Source organism: Niastella vici, from assembly GCF_002077945.1.
GTDB lineage: Bacteria > Bacteroidota > Bacteroidia > Chitinophagales > Chitinophagaceae > Niastella > Niastella vici.
Genome location: NZ_LVYD01000002.1, coordinates 280331 through 303522, shown reverse-complemented (window position 1 = coordinate 303522; position 23192 = coordinate 280331). Strand labels below are relative to the sequence as shown.

The window sequence follows — 23192 nt, the reverse complement described above, 5'->3', positions numbered from 1 at the left end:
TTAAATTATTGAAATGATTTTGTTGAACAAACTCTCTTTTGCATTATACTTTTGTAAAAGTACAGCCTGGTTCTGAGCCCGCATAAAATTATGGCCTTCGTACCGGGCGCCGTAATATACGTCATCATTTAAATGATCGGTTAAAAAACGCAATGCCTGCATATAGATCATGAAGGCCCCGGCATATACAAAATGCTGTTTTTCGGCAGTAGTTAATTCATTGTTTAGTTCGCCCATATAACCACAGGCAATGGCGGTAAAGAAATCGTCGCGTACCGTAATTTGTTGAAGGTCCTTTTCTTCTTCGCTCACCGGTGATAAATAAGTGCGCATCATATCGCCCACATCGCTGATGAAATAGCCCGGCATTACCGTATCGAGGTCAATAACACATAAGCCTTTGTTATTATCATCGAAAAGCACATTGCTGATCTTGGTGTCGTGATGAATGACCCGCAGCCTGAATCCCGGATTATTTTTTATGTATTCAAAGGTTTTAACCAGGTGTTGCTGTTGTTGTAGATAGTCGATCAGTTCTGTGGATTCCTGAATGCGTTTTTTGTTGCCTTTCGCCAATGCTTCGGTGAACTGCTGGTACCGCAGCGACAGATCATGGAACTGCGGAATGGTGATCTGCAGCTTACTGGTGTCAAAACCACGCAACAGGTTGGTAAAGCGGGCAAACTGTTTGGCCGCTTCAAAAGCCTGCTCGGGGGTATTCACCATGTCGATGGAATGCGACCGGGGAATAAATGGGAAAAGGCGGAAGTACTGCTTTTTCTCATCCATATATAAATACGAGCCGCTGGCATTGGGGAGGGCGCCTGCAAAAAGGTAGTCTGGACAATTATGCTGTAAATAGGTGCCCAGGTTGCTGATGTTGGCGGCAATAGCTTCGGGGTCCCTGAAAACGGCGGAATTTATCTGCTGCAGAATAAAGCAGGGCTGGCCATCGGGCGAGCTTATCTTCCAGGTATGGTTGATGAGGCCGCTGCCAAATGGATGTACGGAATAATGAGAAGGGTTAAGTGCAAAATGGGTTAAAATATTACTGAACATGGATAGTTTATTGAATCGTAGAGATCCCAAATTTTTGGGACATCCTGCTCAAACTTACATAGTTAGAATGGAAAAGGAACACGCAAACGGTTGTGCCATTTTAAGTTACCAGTTACCGGTTTCCAGTTGCCGGTACTTGAATTTCCATCAAACTGCGAATAGGCGGTATCGCCGAATTTTTGCCAGGAAACCTGTACCTGGTAACTGGCAAACAGATATAGTAATATATGAAGGGCTTTTCCGTCAAAGTGCTTTACCTGTTACGTGTGAGCAATTAATATTTAGTAATATATTCCATCATTTCAGTTAAACCTGACATTGGAGCCCCTGGCCAAAATGTGTAGCTTTCCACTTTAAAGCGTTCAGTGTTGGTTATTTAGCAAAAGCAGCAAGGACGAGGCGTGCCACGTTGTGCCAGCATTGTTTTTGTTTCAACAAACGACAATAAAGGCCAGTTAGAAATTACCTGAAGCTCTCAAAAGCGACTGTCTCAACTGTGACGTGGCACGTCTTTCCATCAACTCCGAATGTGATAAAACCCAGTTCTTAACAGGCATCTGATTGTTTTGCTGGTTGTAACGCCTGACACCTGTTCACGATTGAAAATTGTTGCGCTTATGAAAAAAATGCATTCATTTTCCACATCAGTCCCGCGTTTACGCGGAACCCGCATCAGCCAATTCAACCTGCCGCCTGGGCTATATAATTTTAAAGGCATTGTGCCGGTCATCATCCTGAATTAATTTTAACCAAATCAAGATTACTATTAGTTAATCTCTATAACCTGTATGGGTATAACTAAATATTTTGAAGAATTTGAACTGAATGAGAAACGGTCAACCGGCGGCCGCACCGTCACCGAAACCGATATTGTTATGCATGCAGGTCAGTCGGGCGATTTTTTTCCCCATCATATGGATGAGGAATGGTGCAAAACCCAACCCTTTAAAAAACGCATTGCCCACGGTACACTCATTTTTACCATTGCCATAGGGTTAACCGCACACGTCATCAATGAAGTATCCATGACCTATGGCTACGACCGGCTCCGTTTTATAAAACCTGTTTTTATTGGTGATACTATTAAAGCAACCGTCACTATTTCCGATAAAAAAGAACATAAAAAGCCAGGGTATGGCCTGGTCACCGAACTGGTAGAAGTGTTTAACCAGAGCGGTGAATTGGTAATGATCTGCGAACATGTATTGTTAGTGCATAAAAAAGAAAGTTAGGAAAGATATGTCTGAAATTGTTTTGAAAGGAATTACCTGGGGCCACAGCAGAGGCATTACGCCATTGCTGGCGGCTGCACAACGCTATTCCGAGTTGAATCCGAAAGTGACAATACAGTGGAAGAAAAGGACCTTACAGGAGTTTGCCGATTTTCCGTTGGAGAAACTGGTGAATGAGTATGATCTGCTCATCATCGATCATCCCTGGGTGGGCTGCGCTGCTGCCACCAACAGCGTGTTGCCGTTAGATGAATACCTGCCTGCCGCATATTTGCAAAATCAGTCAGGCAATTCAGTAGGAGCGTCGCATCCAAGCTATTATTACGATAACCACCAGTGGGCCCTGGCCATCGATGCAGCAACCCCTGCTGCCAGCTATCGTGCCGACCTGTTACAACAAAACAGTGTGAAGGTGCCCGATACCTGGGAGAAATTGATGGAACTGGCAAAAGCCGGCAAAGTGGCTATCCCCGCCATTCCCATCGACACACTCATGAATTTTTACATGTTCTGCATTGCCCTGGGTGAAGAACCGTTCAGAACAACCGAACAGGTGGTGAGTAAAGAAATTGGAGTACAGGCCCTGCAGGCAATGCGCGAGCTGTATTCGTTGATCGATAAAAAATTCTTTTCCTGTAATCCAATACAAGTGGCTGAAATTATGTCAACCACCAACGATTACTGGTATTGCCCCTTTGCCTATTGCTACTCAAATTATGCCCGGGTGGGGTATGCGAAGCACCCGCTTACCTATGCCAACCTGGTTTGGTTTGGTAAAAAACGTTTACGCAGTACAATAGGAGGTACGGGGTTGGCTGTTTCTTCGTTCACCAAACATAAACAGGAAGCGGTTGATTTTGCGGCCTGGGTTTGCAGCGAGGAATGCCAAAGCACTTTTTACGTACAGCATGGCGGGCAGCCGGGACACCTGGCGGCCTGGACGAATAACCTGGCCAATGTGCTCACCAACAGCTTTTTTCATACGGTATTACCGGTTATGAAGAACGGGTACATGCGTCCACGTTACAATGGGTACTTACATTTTCAGGACCAGGCCGGTGATCCGGTTCAACAATATTTATTACAGGGTGGAAACCCGGAGATGGTACTAAAAGAAATAGACCGTATTTATCAACAAAGCCTGGTAGGCGAAAAAATGAGCTTGTCAATATGAGTCGATTGCCACTGCAGGGATTGCTGGTGCTTGAATTCAGCCAGTATTTATCGGGCCCATCCGCGGGATTGCGGTTGGCCGATCTGGGTGCGCGCGTCATAAAGGTGGAGCGTCCGCAAACCGGGGATGCCGGCCGCCGCTTGTCGATCAAGGACCTGTGGACCGATGACAGCTCCATGTTGTTTCATACCATCAACCGAAATAAAGAAAGTTATACTGCCGATCTCAAGAACTCCGACGATCTGGCACAGGTAAAGCAACTGATTGAAAAAGCCGATGTGCTAACCCATAACTTCAGGCCCGGTATCATGGAAAAAGTAGGCCTGGGGTATTCAGAAGTAATAAAGATCAATTCACGTATTATATATGGCGCTATCAGCGGGTACGGTACAGAAGGCCCCTGGAAGAACCGGCCAGGTCAGGACCTGCTCTTGCAGTCAATGAGTGGTCTTGCGTATACTACCGGTAATGCCAAAGACAATCCCATGCCTTTTGGCCTCGCCATTGCCGATAACCTCTGCGGTTCGCAACTGGTGCAGGGCATTTTGGGCGCCCTTATAAGAAGGCAAAAGACAGGCGCCGGTGCTTTAATAGAAGTGAGCCTCCTTGAATCCTTACTCGATTTTCAATTTGAATTATTAACTACTTATCACAGCAGCGGCAAGCTGCCCAAACGCAGCAAAGTAAATAACGGACACCCGTTGTTACATGCCCCTTACGGGATCTATGCCACCGCCAACGGATATATTGCCATTGCCATGGTCGACATCAAACAACTGGCAAAAGCCATTGATTGCAACGACCTCATGGCCTATGATCAGCAGGTTGCTTTCAGTTTACGTGATGAAATAAAATCGGTTCTGGCCAAACACCTGTTAATGCAGCCCTCAGCTTACTGGCTCGAAAAGCTGCATGCAAAAGACCTGTGGGCCATGGAAGTGCTCGATTGGGAACGCCTCACCAAACTGGAAGCCTACAAATGTTTGCAAATGGAGCAAACGATCACCACAACGCAGGGAAAAAATATTACCACCACCCGGTGCCCCATACGCATAAACGGGGAGCGCATTTATTCGCCCAAACCGGCCCCGCAGTTGGGTGAGCATACGGAGAAGATAAATGAAGAATTGATTGGAAATGGGTGAGGGGTGAATCGGTCAGGTTGCCGGTTACCAGTTTCCGGTTACCTGGTAAAAAAATCGGAAAACCCGATAATAAGCAAACTGATCGAAATTCAGGGCCCGGCAACAGGCAACCGGTAACTGGTGACCTATGAAAAGTTATATTCTGTAAATTTTGTAACAAAGAATGAAGCCACTTCAGGACATAATAGTTGTTGATTTCAGCCAGTTTTTATCTGGCCCCTCGGCAGGCTTACGCCTCGCCGATATGGGCGCCCAGGTAATAAAAATTGAGCGCACGGGTGTAGGCGATATCTGCCGGCAGTTGTACGTATCGAATGTAATGATAGAAGGCGAATCAACTATTTTCCACGCCATCAACCGTAATAAACAAAGCTATGCGGCTGATCTTAAGAAAGCAGAAGACCTGGAGAAAGTAAAAAAAATTATAGCGAAAGCAGATGTACTGATGCATAATTTCCGTCCAGGTGTAATGGAACGGCTGGGACTCGATTATGAAACAGTGAAAGCCATTAACCCGCAAATTGTTTATGCAGAAGTAAGTGGTTATGGTAATGAAGGGCCCTGGAAAGACCTGCCGGGGCAAGACTTATTATTACAGGCCGTATCTGGTTTAAGCTGGTTAAGCAGCAACCGCAGCGATAACCCAACCCCGATGGGGGTGGCCGTGGTTGATATTCTGGCCGGCACCCATATTGCACAGGGCATACTGGCCGCTTTATTCTCGCGTACCATAACCAATGAAGGCAGCCTGGTACAGGTAAGCATGCTGGAATCCATACTCGATTTTCAGTTTGAAGTACTCACCTGTTTTTATAACGACGGACGCGAACTCCCGGTGCGCAGTGAAATAAATAATGGACATGCCTATCTGTCGGCCCCCTACGGAATTTACAAAACAGCCGATGGCTACCTGGCGCTGGCCATGGGGAATATTACGCAATTAGCGACATTGCTGGAGTGTGAACCGTTAAAACAGTTCACCAATACAGCCGAATGGTTTGTGAAGCGCGATGAAATAAAAACAATACTTGCCGCGCATTTGCTGGCCCGCAATACCGATGGCTGGCTGGCCGTACTGGAACCTGCAGATATCTGGTGTGCCAAGGTGCTTGATTATGATCTGCTGGTGCAGGAGAACGGGTACCAGATGCTGAATATGGAATTAATAGTAAAGACCAGCAATGGCCTTTCTATAACAACTACCCGTTGCCCAATCAGGATCGATGGCGAAATATTTACATCCAACATAGGTGCGCCGCTGCTGGGTGAGCACAATGAACTGATCGATGAGCAGTTTGGCCTTACAAAGCAGCCCATATCGAGTTATGAGTCATAATAAGGAAGCCCGCTATCCCTAAGGTAATTGGTGAAATTTCAATATTTGAATTTTTTCCCATGTACCTTGCGGCTTTATAAACCTGATTCACTATTCGAGTAAAACGGATTGCAATGGAAATTATCGATAGCCATGTCCATATTTGGAATTTCGCAAAAGCTGAGTACGAGTGGTTAAAGAATGATACGTCGGTTCTTAACCGGAATTATGATATAGAAGAGCTGCAGGCCGAAGTAGAAACGACCGCTATCACCGGCGGGGTGCTTGTTCAGGCGGCCAATAATTTTGAAGATACCAACTGGATGTTACAGGTTGCCAACGCAACCTCATGGATAAAAGGGGTCGTAGGCTGGATGCCGTTAAAAGACCCCTCGTTCACTGCAACCGCCCTCAAAGAATACCTGGGCAATCCTTATTTCAAAGGAGTGCGCCATTTGATACATGATGAGCCCGATCCGCAATGGTTATTACAATCAACCGTGGTGCAAAGTCTTTCGGTGCTCGCTGCTTATGATGTGCCGTACGATGTAGTAGGGGTTACACCGCAACACCTGATAATCGCCCTGGAAGTAGCGCAAAAAGTACCGGAATTACGACTCATGCTCGATCATCTGAATCAGCCGCCCATTGCCAGTGGCGAAAAGTTCGGGGAATGGGGCGAATTGATGAAGATAGCCGCCGGTCATAAGAATATTTATGTGAAGATCTCCGGCCTGGGAACCTGTTCCAAAAAAGGGGCTGACTGGACGGCCGATGATATACAACCCTATGTTGATTTTGTGCTGGAGCATTTTGGGGAGAACCGTTGCTGTTGCGGGGGCGATTGGCCGGTGTCGTTGCTGGCCGGAAGTTATACCGACACCTGGCAGCATTATTTGAAGGTATTGTCGAAGTCATTGAGTGATGACGCCTTGCAAAAAGTAGCGCACACCAATGCAGTAACCTTCTATAATCTGTAATTGAAAAAGAATTAAAAGTGCATTAAGATATAAGGCCGTTTAAACGCAGAAATGATAAAATGGTACATTTTGCGTTATTCGCCTGCCCGTTGAAGTTTTAACGAAGGCGGGTGTGTTTCTGACAAAATAATGATGTGCAAACTTTAACGTCTGTCTGACAATTTAATATAACGAGTTGCTTTAATGGAAGTAATAACCGGTGTCATATTTCATTCAGTAGGGGCCTCCTGTGCGGCCATGTGCTATACGCCACAACGCAAAGTGGCTAAATGGTCGTGGCAAACGTACTGGCTGGCGCAGGCAGCAGTGTGTTGGTTGTTATTACCGCTTGTAATTGCCTGGATTACGATTCCGCAGATAGATAAAGTGTTGCAGGAAGCGCCCACCGATGCCATGATCAAAACCTTTATTTATGGCGTGGCCTATGGAATTGGCGGAACGGCGTTTGGAATGGCCATACGGTATGTAGGTTTTTCATTGACTTATGCCATTGCGGTGGGTATATCCTGTGTGTTGGGTACCTTGTTGCCACCGCTGGTGCATGGGCAACTGGTATCTTTGTTCAGTCAGAACGGCGCCAGTTTTATCATGGCGGGGATTATTATCGGGGCATTGGGCATTGCCTGTTGCGGCGTGGCCGGCAGGTTTAAAGAGCATGATCTTAAGTTAAACACAACGGGCAAAACTTCGTTTTCCCTGGCCAAAGGATTGCCGCTTTGTTTTTTGGCAGGTGTGCTGTCGGCCGTGTATGGTTTTTCGATCGATCAGGGGGAGCCGATTGCAGAGGTGGCTGCCAAATACGGCGGCGGAAATTTCAAGATCAATATTGTTTATATTTTTTCAAATTCAGGAGCTTTTGTATCTACCCTTATATATTGCATATACCTGCACCGCAAAGAAAAAACGTTTGGCGAGTACCGGCAACAAGGACCACACAACCGTTTACTGGTTAATTTCGTCATGGCTGTGCTTACCGGTTTATTGTGGTATTCACAATTCTTCTTTTATGGCTTGGGGCATGTGCGCATGGGAAAATACCAATATAGCAGTTGGGCCATACACATGATCATGCTGGTATTGTTTAGCTCGGTAGCCGGTTTGTTGATGAAAGAATGGATGAAATGCCGCCGGAAAACGATTGTTACGCTTGTTTTGGCCCTGTTTATTTTGGTAACAGCGGTGCTTGCCCTAACATATGGAAACTACCTGGGTAGTTTATAGTTATTTAAGCTATAGACTACTGCTTTAATTCATTTTTTTGCATTTGAAAAAAATGTATCCATTGTCGTATAAAGCACCTATAGTGATCATTGGCGCAGGCGGTATTGTAAATGACGCCCATTTACCGGCTTATCAACTGGCCGGTTTCGATGTGGCCGGCATTTATGATGTGGATAAGGAAAAAGCCAATGCCACCGCCCTCAGGTTCAACATCCCCATGGTGTTTGAAAAAATGGAAGATATCGTGCGTCTCAATTTGTCGCGCGTGGTGTATGATATAGCGGTGCCCGGTTCAGCCATTCTGAAGGTGCTGGAGTATTTGCCCGCCGGGTCGCCCGTACTCATTCAAAAACCGATGGGCAATAATTACCAGGAAGCAAAGACCATTCTGCAATACGCCCGCGATAAACACCTGGTAGCAGCCATCAATTTTCAATTACGTTATGCGCCCTTTATACAGGCAGCCCGCAAATTAATACAACAGGGCGCCCTGGGCCAGTTATGCGATATAGAAATAAATATAAATGTGTTTACTCCCTGGCATTTGTGGACATTCCTGTTTGAATCGCCCCGTGTAGAGATCCTGTACCACAGCATTCATTATATCGACCTGGTGCGCTCATTCTTTGGCAATCCGGTTGGCGTATATGCCAAAACGGTAAAACATCCCCAAATGAGCCAGCTGGCCTCTGTGCGCAGTAATATCATCATGGATTATGGAGATATGATCAGGGCGAATATCATTACTAATCATTGTCACCAGTTTGGCATGCAACAACAGCATTCCTACATAAAACTGGAAGGAACGCAGGGCGCTGTTAAAATAAATATGGGACTGTTGATGAACTATCCGCACGGAGTACCCGATCAGTTCCGGTATATAACGATGACCAGTAATGAACCGGGCGAATGGAAAACGCTTGAAGTGGAAGGGAGTTGGTTTCCGCATGCCTTTATTGGCAGTATGGACCAGGTGATGCAGGCGGCTGCCGGTAATATCCCCAGGCCGGATAATTCAGTGGAAGATGGCATTTATACGATGGCATGTGTAGAAGCGGCATATCAATCGAGCGAAAGGGGCGGAGTGAAGCTTGATGAAATAATATAGTTCAAAATAGTATAAGCACTGGCAAATACCTAAACCGCAAAACTTTAAAATCACAACTATTCTGATGAAAGGCTTTCTTGTATTGGTTGTAACTGTGTTAACCCTGAAAACAAGCTGGGCTTCTGACAAACCCACAGATAAGAACGTTACAATTATCACGGCAAACAATTCTCCGCGCACCAAATATGGTACTGAAAAACTCACCGGAGCATTACAAAAGGCCGGCTATAAAGTAGTGGTTTCAACAGATGGTAAATTAACAGCAACAGGGACAACCATTCTCGCAGGCAATTATGGCGATGCGCTTGTTAAGAAAGCGGCAGCCACCTGGCACCTGCAACCCGATACAACCGGCAAGGAAGGCTTCTCTATAAAAAGCAAACCCAACGCCATTATTATTGCCGGAACCGATGCCTCGGGTACCCTGTATGGTTGCCTCGAGCTGGCAGAACAGGTAACCAATAATAAAGCGATCCCCGCCGGTTTCTCCATGACCGACAAACCCGAGATGGTATTGCGCGGAACCTGTATTGGCGTTCAAAAACCCTATTATTTACCGGGAAGAACCGTTTATGAATATCCGTATACACCCGAAACCTTTCCCTGGTTGTACGATAAAGCGCTTTGGGTGCAATACCTCGATTCACTGGTGGCCAATCGCCTGAACTCGTTGTACCTCTGGAACGGACATCCGTTTGCATCGCTGGTACGTACAAATGAATATCCTTATGCGGTAGAAGTCGATGATGCTACGTTTAAAAAGAATGAAGAGTTATTTGCGTTCCTCACCACCGAAGCCGACAAGCGCGGTATTTGGGTGATCCAAATGTTCTATAATATTATCGTCTCAAAACCATTTGCCGAAAAGCACAACATAAAAACGCAGGACCGCACCCGGCCCATTGTACCATTGATAGCCGATTATACGCGCAAGTCCATCGCTGCATTTGTGGCCAAATATCCCAATGTGGGTTTAATGGTGGCGCTGGGCGAGGCCATGGAAGGGGTGGGGCAGGACGATGTGGACTGGTTTTGTAAAACTATTATTCCCGGTGTGCAGGACGGCTTAAAGATATTAGGTAAGAAAGATGAACCGCCGATCGTTTTGCGAGCACACGATACCGATGCACCACGGGTTATGAAAGAAGCGTTGCCGCTTTACAAGAACCTGTATACCGAAGCCAAATTCAATGGCGAGGCCTTAACTACTTATGAACCGCGAGGTCCCTGGGCCGATCTGCATCGCAGCCTGAGCCGTATTGGTACGGTTCAGATAGAGAACGTTCACATTTTGGCCAACCTGGAACCATTCAGGTATGGTTCACCCGACTTTATACAAAAATGCGTGCAGTCGATGCACTCGGTATATGAAGCCAACGGCTTGCACTTGTATCCGCAGGCATCTTATTGGGACTGGCCATATACAGCCGATAAAAGCACGCCCCGTTTACTGGAAGTGGAGCGCGATTGGATCTGGTACAGGACCTGGGCGCGTTATGCGTGGAAAAGTGATCGCAACCGCGGGCAGGAAATTGATTATTGGGCCGGCAGCCTTGGCACAAAATTTGGCTGTACGGCGGCACAGGCAAAAAATATAGTGGAAGCGTATGAACAATCCGGTGAAATATCACCCAAGATCTTACGCCGGTATGGTATTACAGATGGTAACCGGCAAACCATGACGCTGGGCATGTTGATGACCCAGTTGATAGATCCCAAACGATTTGGCTTATTTCCATTATTGTATAATAGTGAAAGTCCGTTTGGGGAAATGATCATTGAATATGCGCTACATGAAGCAAATGGAATACCGCATATAGGCGAATCGCCTATGCTGGTGGCCGATCAAATAATAGAACATGGCAATAAGGCGGTGGCAGCAATTGAGCAGGCGGCGCCTTATATCACTGCGAATCGCGATGAATTCAATCGCCTGAAGAATGATATGTATTGTTACCAGGAAATGGCGCAATATTATGCGTGGAAAGCAAGAGCGGCGGTGCAGGTATTGAAGTTCAAATATTCCAATAAGGTGGCCGATCTGGAACAGGCCGTGCCGATGTTGGAAAAGAGTGTGGCGTATTTTGCGGAACTGGCGGCGCGTACCGATACCACTTATTTATATGCGAACAGTATGCAAACGCAGCAACGGAAGATCCCGGTAAATGGAAAAGATACAAAGAACAAGACCTGGGTTGAGTTGTTGCCTTTCTATCAGCGGGAGCTGGAGAATTTCAAAAAGCATATCGAGGTATTGAAGAAACAGGGCGCAGGTACAGCAGTTGCCAGCTTGACACCATTGAAAAGCGTGCCCGTGACAATTATTACAGAAAATATTAAAACATATACTGTACAAAAGAATGCACAGGTATTTCCTGATCTTAGTGTGGTGATCAATGAGTTGCCGCCATTGCTGACGGGTTTGCAGGGAATATATTATAGCCAGCAGCGGCAGATAACGGAAGGCACCAGCCTGAGTTTTAAAACAACAGTGCCGGTTAAATTACTGGTAGCGTACTTTGCAGAAAAGAACAGTGCGTATTTACCTGAGCCAACATTAGAAATAGATGCAAGCGCAGATGATTTCAGGCAGGCCGAAGTAAAGGTGGCAAACGCAATAGCGATAGATGAATTCCCTGCAATAAACATACATAGTTTTACGTTTCAAGCCGGCACACACACACTTACATTAGGAAAGGGATCGTGCCTGTTACTGGGCTTCATAAACGATAACGATCCACTGCCGGTGATAGATGCCGGATTGGGCGTTTCAGAAAACGCCGGTGCGCTTGATTGGTTGTTTGAAAAATAACGGTTGCTTCCCCACAGATCATAGAGATGGATTATTGAATTAAATGACGTGATCGCATATTAAGAAATTGCTAAGTGATTGCGGCATTTACTTACTGTTATTGGTAATAACTGTAGTTACGACAATAGATTACACGTGTTGTTTCGAAAATATGGGTATGCATTTACGAGATAGTAAGATGTTCCATCTTTTTAGTAAGAAGTTGCATTGTTTCAGATGGCTGATGGCCGTTTCTTGTGGCCTGTTATGCAATATCCTGAAAAACACATTCCACCCCATCTCTATGCACGTAGATATGTACGTTGTTCCTTGGTTATACATTGCTCCTCTCAATTGTTAAAACATAAATCTTAAACAACTGTTGTATGATTGGAAAACCGTCGTCCTTGAAATGCCTGATGGCGTTTTTTATGCTACTTAACTGCACGTACCTGATCGCACAGGAAAGAGTTGTTACAGGTAAGGTTAAAGATCCATCGGGGAATCCGCTTCCCGGTGTGAACGTTAACGTATGGGGCACACGCATAAGTGTGACTGCCGATGTAACAGGTACTTTCCGACTTCCAGTTTCCTCTGAAAGCTCCGTCCTTGTATTCAGCTTTGTAGGCTTTTTACAAAAGGAACAAAAAGTGGGAACTGATTCTACATTTAATATAACGATGGCCTACGACAATGCCGACCTCGACCAGGTGGTGGTAGTAGGTTATGGTACGTCAAAAAGAAGAGACCTTACGGGCTCTGTTTATTCAGTAAAGCCCGGCCAGGTAACAGGTACGCCTACTTTTAATGCGTTGGAAGCATTGCAGGGTAGAATTCCTGGTATGGATATTCAACGTTCTTCCGGTGGCGCCGGTTCCGGTGTTAGTGTACAGGTTCGTGGTATCAGAACTATCAACGGTACCGACAAGGGGCAAACCGGCGCCGTAAGCGCACCCCTGTATATCATCGATGGTTTTCAGGGTGGAAGTATTTCTGACCTGAACCCCAGCGATATAGAGTCGGTGGAAGTATTGAAAGACGCCTCGGCTACCGCTATTTACGGATGGATGGGCGCCAATGGTGTGGTGATAGTTACTACCAAAAAAGGTAGAGAAAGGCCCCGCATTTCCTATAACGGCTATTATGGTGTGAATGGTTATACCCAATACCCCAAAGGAAGAACGGGCGAAGATTATGTAAAGCTGAGAAGAGAAGCTTACCGCACCACAATTGGAAATTATCCAGCATCTGATGATGTGCTCTTCACTGATCCGTATGAGTTGGCCAACTACAAGAATAATCAATGGGTTGACTGGTACGACCTGGTTAACCGCAATGGTATTGAACAAAGCCATACAGCCTCTATACAATCAGGGGGCGACAAAACCAAAGTATTCTTTTCTACTGGTTATTATAAAGAAGAGGGTATGTTGCGCAATAATGATTTCACGCGTTACAATTCCCGTTTGAACTATGATCAGCGCATTAGCAATGCATTTAAAGCAGGTCTTTCAACCCAGGTAACCTATACCAACACGAATAAGCGTTACGATCCCCTCACCCAAATCAGCAGCGTTGGCCCCCTGGGTATACCGTATGACAGCCTGGGAAACATTAACGTATTTCCCCAGTATAGCAGCCCTACACTGAATAACTCAAAAGTGAGCCCGCTGGCCGATGAAAGACCGGGTGTATATAAAGACAACACTATTCGGGGTAGCGTAATGACCAATGGTTATTTTGAAATTACCCCTATCACCGGGTTATCGATCAGGACCAATTTAGGTACTACGTTAACATTCAGTAGACAGGGTATGTATTACGATTCGTTAGCGATCCGCCGCAAACTCAGTGGTTTACCTAACTATGCTGAACAGGCCACTATCTTTAACCGGTTCTATGCATGGGAAAACGTAATCACTTATTCAAAGAAAATTGCTGACCATTCTGTTACCCTTACAGGTATTACCTCGTATACGCGTTCAGATGAAGATGGCAACGATGCCAATGGCATTAAATTATTGTTACCTTCTAATCAGTTTTACAGATTGGATGGTACTGAACTAAACAGCCGTCTTATTTCATCGTACCTTGTAAGAACAACTACTATGTCTTATGCCGGACGTCTTAATTATACGTACAAAGGAAAGTACCTGTTAACCGCGTCATTACGTGCGGACGGGGTATCACGCCTGGCCGCCGGACATAAATGGGATTATTTCCCTTCTGCAGCTGTTGGTTGGAATCTGCACCAGGAAGAGTTCATGAAAGACATGTACTTTGTAAATAACTTCAAGATCCGCGCCAGCTATGGTGTGGCCGGTAATGCTACAATTCCTGCTTATAGTACTCAGAATTTAATTGATCCATATTCTTATGGCCAGGGTTTTGGTGATGTTTCGGCATATCAGTACCGTTTTGCTACAGTTACCGGTACTGCTGATCTGGGCTGGGAAAAAACCGCAACACAGAACCTGGGTATTGATTTCGCCTTCTTCAAAAGCCGCGTTTTCGGTACCATTGATGCTTATAAGGCAAAAACTTCTGATGTATTGTTGAAACGTGCTTTACCCTTATCAACTGGTATAGATAACATCTGGCAGAACGTGGGTGAAACTGAAAACAAAGGTATTGAAGCTGCCATTTCAGTAGTGCCCGTTAGTACCCGCGATTTCAGATGGACAAGCACCGTTACCTATACAACAGCAAGAGAAAAGATCACCAAGCTGATCGATGGAAAGGATATTTACGGATCGCCAATTGAAAGTAAATCTTTATTACTGGGACGTCCGGTGAATTCATACTATAGTTATAAGAAATTGGGCATCTGGCAAAATGACGAAGCTGCGAAAGCTGCCACCGTTTTTGTAGGCGCTACTCCATTCAAACCCGGTGATATTAAAGTTGCTGATATAGATGGAAATGATACCATTAACACAAAAGATTATACCTACCTGGGAGCTAACACACCCAAATGGTTTGCCGGCTGGCAGAATACTTTTACCTATAAAGGTTTTGAGTTGAGTGTATATATGTTTGCCCGCTGGGGTCAAATGATCGAAGCTAAATTTATGGGTCGTTATAACCCATCAGGTTTGGGTAATGGTCCGGCTAACTTCAACTACTGGACTCCGGAAAATCCTACCAACGATTTTCCCCGTCCCAAGAAGGATGCCGCCATAGGCTCTTATACCGGTTATACTGCATTGAACTATATTGATGGTTCTTACCTGAAGGTAAAAACGGTAACGGCTGCCTATACTTTGCCGGTTGCAGTAACCAGAAAAGTGTACCTGGAAAAACTGCGTATATATGCAACTGCTAATAACATCTTTACCCAGTCAAAAAATAAATTATTAAAGAATTATGATCCTGAAAGAGGTGGTGATGAGAATGGTCCTTTGAGCCGCCAGATTGTAATTGGAGTAAACGCAGACTTTTAATTTATTTTTTATTCTATTAAACACAAGATTTTATGAAGATGTTAAAATATATCGCTCTTGCTGCAGTAGTAGTTTCGTCAGCAACGATCACTTCGTGTAATAAAAAGTTGGATGAATATAACCCAAGTGGTTCTACCGCCGATGCGGTATGGTCAACGCCTGCCGGTTTTATTACTGCTGTTAATGCAGCCTATTTTGAAACACGTAACTGGTATGGTAAAGAAGATGGAACCATTATGGCTGAAGGTGGAACCGATATTTGGTTTGCGCCGCAGAAGCAACCATATGCCAAGGAGATAATAAAATATGAGGCTCTCACTTCTGCCCAGAATACAAACACTAATGCCTGGAAATACTTATGGAGAGGTGTTAACCAGGCTAATGCCGGCATTAACCGTATAGATCAGGCAGGTTTTACTGATCCTGTTGAAAAGAATACGAGGTTGGCTGAGCTGCGTTTTTTGCGTGCTTTTTACTACTATCATATAGTGGAACAATGGGGCGGGGTAATGTTGCGTACCACCGAAACAGATGGTGCATTACTCACGGCAACCCGCAGTACGCCGGAAGAATTTTACGATGTAATGATCGGTGATCTGGAATTTGCAAAAGACAATTTGCCGAATACCTGGGGTGCTGAATATAGCCGGGCTACCAAAAAAAGTGCCTTAGGCTTACTGGCCAGGGTATACCTTGCACGGGCTTCGTATTCTGGTGACGCCACCAGCTGGTATACCAAAGCAAGAAATGCTGCCCAGGAAGTCATTAACCGTAAAACAGAATTTGGTGTTGATCTTTGGGCCAGTTATGCCGACATGTGGAAGCCGGCCAATAATAAGAAAAATAAAGAAGCTTTATTTACCTTGAGTAACTCGAGCACTAATACACAAACAAGTTATGATGGTAATGCCAGCCGGATGCACATGTTCTATATGTCGGAATATACTAAACGGCCTGGCATGACCCGTGACATCGCCAATGGCAGGGAAGACGACCGCAAATTTATGCCTACCCTTTATTTGCTGGATCTTTTCAAAGATGAAGATAGCCGGTATGAAGGGTCATTCAAAGAAGTATGGATCTGTAACACTGCATATACATGGGATGGTCCCACTTCATTGTTGTATGGGAAAGATTCCACCGTCTTTAAAGGTAAAGTAATGAAGGTTGGCGACACAGCCATGGTGATAACGAGGAGAGCAATATCTGCATCCGATAAAGCTACAAAGCCTTACGTTGTTTTAGATCGTGCTGATATCTATAATTTGGCAACTAATGATACCATCATTCCCACTTTTTCAAACACGTATGTGCAGTTGAATAAATTTGCAGATCCCAACCGTACAAGTAAAGATCAGCGTCAGGGTTATAATGACATTTTTCCGATCCGGTTCGCTGAAATGTTCCTGATCGCCGCTGAGGCGGAATTCAGATTGGGTAACCCTGGTGCTGCCGCAACGCAGATCAACTTTTTGAGAACAAGAGCTGCCAAATCGGGCCAGGTTGCTGCAATGCAGGTTACAGCCAGCGACATTAATTTGCAGTTCATTCTTGATGAAAGGGCTCGTGAAATGTGCGGTGAATTCCAACGTTGGTTCGATCTGAAGCGGATGTTTAGGGGCGATAATGCTGGATGGGTTAAATATATCACGGGTAAAAATCCTGACATTATTGCTGTTCAACCGTATCATATGCTGCGCCCTGTACCGCTTAATGAACTGAGTGCACTGACCAACAGAGATGCATTTGGTCAAAATGATGGTTACTAATAAGACATTTAAATAGTTACTTATCCTCTGAAGATGTGTTCAATCATCCGTACCCGGGAGCCGAAAGCTCCCGGGCAGGATTAAAAAACGAAAACCCGTTACAACACACATAGCAGTAATTTGATCTAGATCTAGTAACCTTTAAGTCATGGAAGAAAAAAAGTCCCGCCGCGAGGCGGGATTTTTGCGTTTAGGGGGGGTATTGGTTAAACTTCATTTACACACTTATCGCCCAAAACAACACGTCTATTGGCAAAACTGCACGTGTGTCAAAATGTATTTTGCTAATCAAAAAGGATTCTTGATTTTTACCATAGTATTAATCAAAAGGCCATTAGCGAGTAGATTTACGGTTTAGTAGCCTTTTGATGCATTTTACCTGAATACCCGACCATATGCAACCAAACCTAACGCTTATCCTTTTATTTGTCATATGCTTTCTGTGTAAGACAGTAAAAGCCCAGGACAACCTTTCCTCAGTGGACAAGGTTATCAATTTTCCTACCTCATTTTTGAATAAGGTCCAGAACAAGTATACCAATCTGGAAGACCGCCTTACCCGGCAAACGGAAAAATACCTTATACGTTTGGCCAAACGGGAAAAGAAATTAAAAAAGAAACTGGCAAAGGTCGATTCTGTCAAAGCCCAACAACTATTTGGCGATGTAGATCAGCAATATGATAAAATGCTGGCCGCAGTACGGTCAGACAGTCTGCCTGTAAAAAAGAACAGGGGCGCTTACCTGCCGATGGTAGATTCTGTTAAGACCAGTCTGGCCTTTCTCACACAGAATACTGGCGTGGTGACTCAGTCGAAAGAAATGCAGGAAAAAGTAAAGGGCTCTCTTTCCCAGGTGAACCAGCTGCAGGGAAAATTGCAGCAGAGCGAGCAGGTAAAGGCATTTATTCAGCAACGTAAGCAACAGATAAAAGAAACGCTTGGAAGTTATACCAGTCTTCCAAAAGGCATTACCAACGAATTCGCTGATTTTAGCAAGGAAGCCTTTTATTACAGCGCCCAGCTGAAAGAGTATAGAGACATGCTGAACGACCCGGACAAAATGATCCAGAAGGGGCTGTCTTTATTAAATAAACTCCCAGCCTTCACACAGTTCATGAAACAGAACGGTGAGTTGGCCAGTTTGTTCAGATTGCCTGATAATTACGGCACTCCTCAAAGCCTCGCCGGTCTGCAAACCCGGGCACAGGTGCAACAGCAAATCCAAAACCAGTTGGCCAGTGGCGGACCCAACGCGCAGCAATATCTGCAACAAAACCTGCAGGCGGCGCAGGCACAGTTGAATACGCTAAAAGATAAAATAAATAATCTGGGTGGCGGTGGCAGCGGTGATATGGATATAACCGATTTCAAGCCCAATAATCAGCGCACAAAGGCCTTCTGGCAACGGCTTGAATACGGAACCAACTTTCAGACAGCTAAAAACAATTTCTTTCCCACTACAACAGATCTTGGTTTATCGGTAGGATATAAGCTTACAGATAAAAGTACAGTTGGAGTAGGCGCCAGTTATAAAATGGGGTGGGGGCAGGATATCAAACATATTGCCATCACGCACCAGGGCATGGGCCTTCGTTCCTACCTCGATATAAAACTCAAAGGCAGCTTCTTCGCCAGTGGTGGATTTGAATATAATTATCAACCTATAAATGCTGACAGCCTTTCTTCAACGAGTAGTATGCATTGGGACGAGCTCTCTTCCTGGCAACAAAGTGGATTGATAGGCATCAGCAAGATAATCTCTATAAAAAGTAAATTCTTCAAAAAGACCAAACTGCAGTTGATGTGGGATTTCCTCAGTTATCAGCAGATCCCGCGCACCCAACCGGTGAAGTTCAGGGTGGGTTATAATTTCTAAACACCGTATACAACTTTTTCAAAAATGTTTGAACGGGAACAATGAACCGATAAAAATCAATTTTCCAAATGTCTAAATTATTTAAGAAGGGTTCCAGAACGGGCTTTCTTTTCCCTTTACATCCACAACCTGCTAAAAAATATCATATTAGCAGCCTGCTATTGTTCTGTACCATGCTATTGTTTTGGAGTAACGCAACTGCGCAGGAAGCAGGTTTACCTGCCGTCGTGAAACCTTCTCCACAGTCTATGGCTTTCACCAGGTATGGTGACTATCCAATGACAGGGTGCAACGGATTAACTGATATCACAATTCCTGTTCACACAATTGTTGGAAGAACACTTTCATTCCCAATGACAATCAGCTTCCATGCCTCTGGAACGTTGGCAGGTGAAACAGAGGGCGCGTTGGGTATGAGGTGGACATTGAATTGCGGTGGATTAGTAACACGCACCATGAAAGGTACACCTGATGAATGGAACTATTTAGACCCGTTTGATGTTAACAATTTTATAGAAAACCCGCCTGGTGATGGGAATAATGGGATAAACTTTGACCTGTTGTACAATGCCTGCACAGATGGGAAAATACACGGGCTGTCTAGTACTAATATTCAGGGAACCCAACATGTGAAATTGTACGATAGCGAATTTGATATTTTTAATTACTCCTTGCCCAATGGAAAGTCAGGGCATTTTATCCTGAAAGGTGCTCCTGGTTCCAAGATCGCTATGACAATCCCCTATGATCCCATCAAAATAGAATTTGTAAAATCCCAAACAGAAAATGGATATATTGAGAGCCTCACCATCACAGACGTGGATGGAACCAAATATAAATTCGGGAAGATCGATGGAGCTACAGGCAATGCGGTTGAAAGCAATATAGAATGGGATATTGTTGACAACAGGCTGGGTAATGTATCAACCGCATGGTACCTGTCGAAAATTATTTCAAGCGATGCCACCGATGAAATTTCACTCTTTTACAATACCCGGTTGATGGAATATTACGCGCCTACCCAAACTGCAACGATCAGGGACAGGCTCAGGCAATTTGATATGAATATGTGGACGAATACTTCTTTAGATCCGTATATATTGAATCTGAAATCTGATCTCGTATCCTGGCATTTCGATCAAACCGATGTGTTGAATGAGTCCTTGCATAAGAATAATGTACCTGTGCTTAGTTCGATCCAGTTCCACAACGGTTCCGCGTCTTTAAATTATACATCGTCTAATTTATTATCGAACATAATTATCAATCGCGGATCTGTTCCCTATAAAAAAGTCTTGTTTAACCTCGCAACACAAACTGGCGGGAGTATGCATTATCTTAACAATATTTCTTTTTATGGAGAAGATCAAGCTACTCTTGCAGAAAAGTATGATTTCAGCTACTATGATGGTACTACTTTATCGGTGGCTGAGTCGGCAGTAACGAAAGACTGGTGGGGATACATGGCAGGTGCAGGAAGACAGGGATTAATTCTTAAACAAACTGCGCCAATCGTGAGTATCCCATTAGGAACTTCGTTTACACAGGTCCTTGGTTTTGAATGGGTAAACCGTGATGCAAATGAAAGCGCCAGAATAGGCGGGATGTTGAAAGCTATTACCTATCCCACCGGAGGGCAAACTGAATTTGTTTATGAAAATAACAAGTACGGTTATGCATTAGATGGTCCTGGATTACGAATTAAAGAAGTGATCTCAACACCTGTAAAGGGTAAGGTGGTTCACAAAGAGTATAAATACGGGATCAATGAAGATGGAAAAGGTTTTATCAATGACTATTTACGACCTGGTTCCACTTCGTTTACTGAGTTGAAAGTAATGGAAAGTAATACCATGCACTTTTGGACTATGAATGGTGACGGCAGTGGTCAGGAAGGAAAAGATGAAGCCGGATACAGATCCCGCAGGTATTTGGCGGACCCTTATATAAGTTTTGACTTATCGGGAAATAACATAAAGTATGATGCTGTTACTGAGTATGTATATGAATCTGATGGAGAATCCTTTGGTCTTACCGTTCCCAGGCAAAAAATGCAGACCCTCTATAGCTGGGGAGATGATGTGGATGTAACCACATTCAACATAACGGATCGCGATGAGGTGTTGTATTTTCCAAGAAAATTTTCTAACCCAGAAAATGCTTGGCTTACACCTGTTATGACAGGTAAGACCTTTTATAAATACGATAACGGACAGTTTGCCCCTATTAAGACCGAGACTTATACCTATTCCGCTTTGGAAAAAGATCATGCATGGGATCTACCCACTTACCTGCACACCAGTATAGGGTATGGCATCACAGGCACTGGGTACAGCGGATACGGCGGTGGTTCACTCGATAACTATTTAACGGCCAAAGCGTATGATGAGCAGCATTGTAGTATTTACGGATGGGGAAAACGCAAATACACAACCGGTTCTCAGGTATTGATCAATACTACAATTGAAGAATATACTCCGGCCGGAACAATTGTTACGCAAAAGAATATGGATTATAATGACGACAATCTATTACGCAGCGAAATGATAACAAATAGTAAAAATGAAGTAGTAACAACTACCTACAGTTACCCGAAAGATTTTGCGGCTGTTTCCCCCTATAACGAAATGGTAAACCGAAATCTTATCAGCCCCGTAATTGAACAGGTGCAAACAAATACTACTTTAAATAAGCAGTTAGCAAGAACCAAGACCAACTACAACTTGTGGCAGGCCAATACGCTGATATTGCCTGCAACTATGCAAAAATCATTATTGGGCAATGCATTGGAAACAGAAGTCACCATTAATGAATATGATAATAAGGGTAATATTCTACAGGTTACTGGTAAAGATGGAATAATTACCTCCTACATATGGGGCTACGATCAGAAATATCCTGTAGCGAAGATTGTTGGCAGATCTTACGGCGATGCAGTAACTCAAAGTTATATTGATTTGGCTATCATTAATAACGGAACGTTGCCTGATGGTACGATCAGAGCAGAGTTAAATAAATTGCGGACACTGTCAAACTGTTTTATTAGTACCTACACGTATAAGCCATTTACAGGCATGACAAGTGAGACCGACCCTGCCGGCCGGACTATTTATTACGAGTATGACGTGGCTGGTAGGCTTGCACTTACGCGGGACAAGGATAACAATATTCTAAAAAAATATGTGTATGATTACCAGGGGCTGTGTACAACCTGTGGTGCCATGACTAGTGCAAACTGGCACACGACCGGCAACACGCGCCACTTACCCTGCCAGGCTAACTTTGCCTATAATGGTCTCTATGGCCAAAAGGAAGAGAAGGATCTCAACCCGGCCAGTTCTACTTATAACCAGAGCCGCTGGATAGACTACTTAATTCCTTGGAACGATCCGCTATATGATGTATCCCTTTATACCACATACGAAGAGGGTTGGGTGAACACGTCTACTATACCAAGGTGCATACAGAATAACGGACAGAATACGGGAGAGCAGGAGCATGAGCAAGTGTACAAGGCCGCAAATCCCTGTAGCATAAGTCAAAATTCTCTTCGCTGGAAGAATACCGGCATGAATACTAATGCCTGCCCACTGCCACCGCTCTTTACAAGCCATGACCTCAGCGGTACTTATTATTCATCTGTGTGTACATCTCCCGCTGAGCCTGACCCGATCTATGTAACCGTACCTCTGTTCACTTCTACTATTTCGGTTCTTGATGCCGACATACAGGCCCGAGAATGGGCCCAAAGCTATGCCGATCAGCACGGGAATTGCACGGTGCCTCCTGTTACAGTCAGTTTCTTTAATTATCATGGTGGTGGCGTTCGTGTGACGCTTTACGATGTAAACACAGGTCAGGATTACACACTGAGTTCGGTGAATGGAGCTGATGCCTACTTGCAAAACGTGCCTCAGGGCTCTTACAACGTTTACATAGAGCCTGCTAACTATGATGAGTGGATGTACTACCAGGTTGGTTGCGATGATTATATCGAAACAAAGGGCGACTTTTCGCTCTATGAGATCCAGATCAATGCCAATTGCAATACGATAACCGTCCATTAAACTATATTTTT

At 44.6% G+C, this 23192-nt stretch carries 13 protein-coding genes; 12 read left to right on the top strand and 1 reads right to left on the bottom strand.

The features are described from left to right. On the bottom strand, positions 1–1059 hold the full coding sequence (locus tag A3860_RS04620; protein ID WP_081145380.1) for a phosphotransferase enzyme family protein: 1059 nt from the start codon (positions 1057–1059) through the stop codon (positions 1–3). A 788-nt stretch (positions 1060–1847) separates the two neighbouring features. Between A3860_RS04620 and A3860_RS04610 the strand changes: the two genes are divergently transcribed. From A3860_RS04610 to A3860_RS04555, 12 genes are all read left to right on the top strand, one after another. Further along, positions 1848–2291, top strand: a complete 444-nt coding sequence (locus A3860_RS04610; protein WP_081145378.1) for a MaoC family dehydratase — start codon at positions 1848–1850, stop codon at positions 2289–2291. 7 nt (positions 2292–2298) lie between these two features. Beyond that, complete coding sequence (locus A3860_RS04605; protein ID WP_081145377.1) at positions 2299–3465, top strand: ABC transporter substrate-binding protein; 1167 nt, start codon at positions 2299–2301, stop codon at positions 3463–3465. Then, entirely contained in the window at positions 3462–4610 is a 1149-nt protein-coding gene (locus A3860_RS04600; RefSeq protein WP_081145376.1) for a CaiB/BaiF CoA transferase family protein, read from the top strand. Before A3860_RS04605 ends, A3860_RS04600 begins: the two co-directional genes overlap by 4 nt. 163 nt (positions 4611–4773) lie before the next feature. Further along, complete coding sequence (locus A3860_RS04595) at positions 4774–5946, top strand: CaiB/BaiF CoA transferase family protein (RefSeq protein ID WP_081145375.1); 1173 nt, start codon at positions 4774–4776, stop codon at positions 5944–5946. A 113-nt stretch (positions 5947–6059) separates the two neighbouring features. Then, the gene (locus A3860_RS04590) at positions 6060–6905 is read left to right on the top strand and encodes an amidohydrolase family protein (protein ID WP_081145374.1); all 846 of its coding nucleotides are present in this window, start codon (positions 6060–6062) and stop codon (positions 6903–6905) included. 183 nt (positions 6906–7088) lie between these two features. Further along, positions 7089–8126 (top strand): L-rhamnose/proton symporter RhaT, encoded by a 1038-nt coding sequence (locus A3860_RS04585; RefSeq protein WP_081145373.1) that lies wholly within the window; start codon positions 7089–7091, stop codon positions 8124–8126. Positions 8127–8178: 52 nt separating this feature from the next. After that, a complete protein-coding gene (locus A3860_RS04580) occupies positions 8179–9234 on the top strand; it encodes a Gfo/Idh/MocA family protein (RefSeq protein WP_081145372.1) in 1056 nt (351 codons plus the stop codon). Positions 9235–9298: 64 nt separating this feature from the next. Next, positions 9299–12046, top strand: coding sequence for an alpha-d-galacturonidase (locus tag A3860_RS04575; RefSeq protein WP_081145371.1), 2748 nt, complete (start codon positions 9299–9301; stop codon positions 12044–12046). A gap of 410 nt (positions 12047–12456) precedes the next feature. Next, positions 12457–15468 (top strand): SusC/RagA family TonB-linked outer membrane protein, encoded by a 3012-nt coding sequence (locus A3860_RS04570; protein ID WP_216823375.1) that lies wholly within the window; start codon positions 12457–12459, stop codon positions 15466–15468. A 32-nt stretch (positions 15469–15500) separates the two neighbouring features. Next, positions 15501–17237: a RagB/SusD family nutrient uptake outer membrane protein gene (locus A3860_RS04565; protein WP_081145369.1), complete on the top strand. Its 1737-nt coding sequence runs from the start codon at positions 15501–15503 to the stop codon at positions 17235–17237. 479 nt (positions 17238–17716) lie between these two features. Further along, complete coding sequence (locus A3860_RS04560) at positions 17717–19114, top strand: hypothetical protein (protein WP_245843477.1); 1398 nt, start codon at positions 17717–17719, stop codon at positions 19112–19114. A gap of 353 nt (positions 19115–19467) precedes the next feature. Continuing rightward, positions 19468–23181 carry a DUF5977 domain-containing protein gene (locus tag A3860_RS04555; RefSeq protein WP_143773939.1) on the top strand — a complete coding sequence of 1238 codons (3714 nt, stop codon included), beginning with the start codon at positions 19468–19470 and terminating at the stop codon, positions 23179–23181. Positions 23182–23192: the final 11 nt, after the last annotated feature.

Coding starts and splice junctions, on each gene's coding strand:
- A3860_RS04580 (WP_081145372.1), top strand. CDS start 8,179: ATGTATCCATTGTCGTATAAAGCACCTATAGTGATCATTGGCGCAGGC.
- A3860_RS04570 (WP_216823375.1), top strand. CDS start 12,457: ATGCTACTTAACTGCACGTACCTGATCGCACAGGAAAGAGTTGTTACA.
- A3860_RS04590 (WP_081145374.1), top strand. CDS start 6,060: ATGGAAATTATCGATAGCCATGTCCATATTTGGAATTTCGCAAAAGCT.
- A3860_RS04605 (WP_081145377.1), top strand. CDS start 2,299: ATGTCTGAAATTGTTTTGAAAGGAATTACCTGGGGCCACAGCAGAGGC.
- A3860_RS04610 (WP_081145378.1), top strand. CDS start 1,848: ATGGGTATAACTAAATATTTTGAAGAATTTGAACTGAATGAGAAACGG.
- A3860_RS04565 (WP_081145369.1), top strand. CDS start 15,501: ATGAAGATGTTAAAATATATCGCTCTTGCTGCAGTAGTAGTTTCGTCA.
- A3860_RS04620 (WP_081145380.1), bottom strand. CDS start 1,059: ATGTTCAGTAATATTTTAACCCATTTTGCACTTAACCCTTCTCATTAT.
- A3860_RS04585 (WP_081145373.1), top strand. CDS start 7,089: ATGGAAGTAATAACCGGTGTCATATTTCATTCAGTAGGGGCCTCCTGT.
- A3860_RS04555 (WP_143773939.1), top strand. CDS start 19,468: ATGACAATCAGCTTCCATGCCTCTGGAACGTTGGCAGGTGAAACAGAG.
- A3860_RS04600 (WP_081145376.1), top strand. CDS start 3,462: ATGAGTCGATTGCCACTGCAGGGATTGCTGGTGCTTGAATTCAGCCAG.
- A3860_RS04595 (WP_081145375.1), top strand. CDS start 4,774: ATGAAGCCACTTCAGGACATAATAGTTGTTGATTTCAGCCAGTTTTTA.
- A3860_RS04575 (WP_081145371.1), top strand. CDS start 9,299: ATGAAAGGCTTTCTTGTATTGGTTGTAACTGTGTTAACCCTGAAAACA.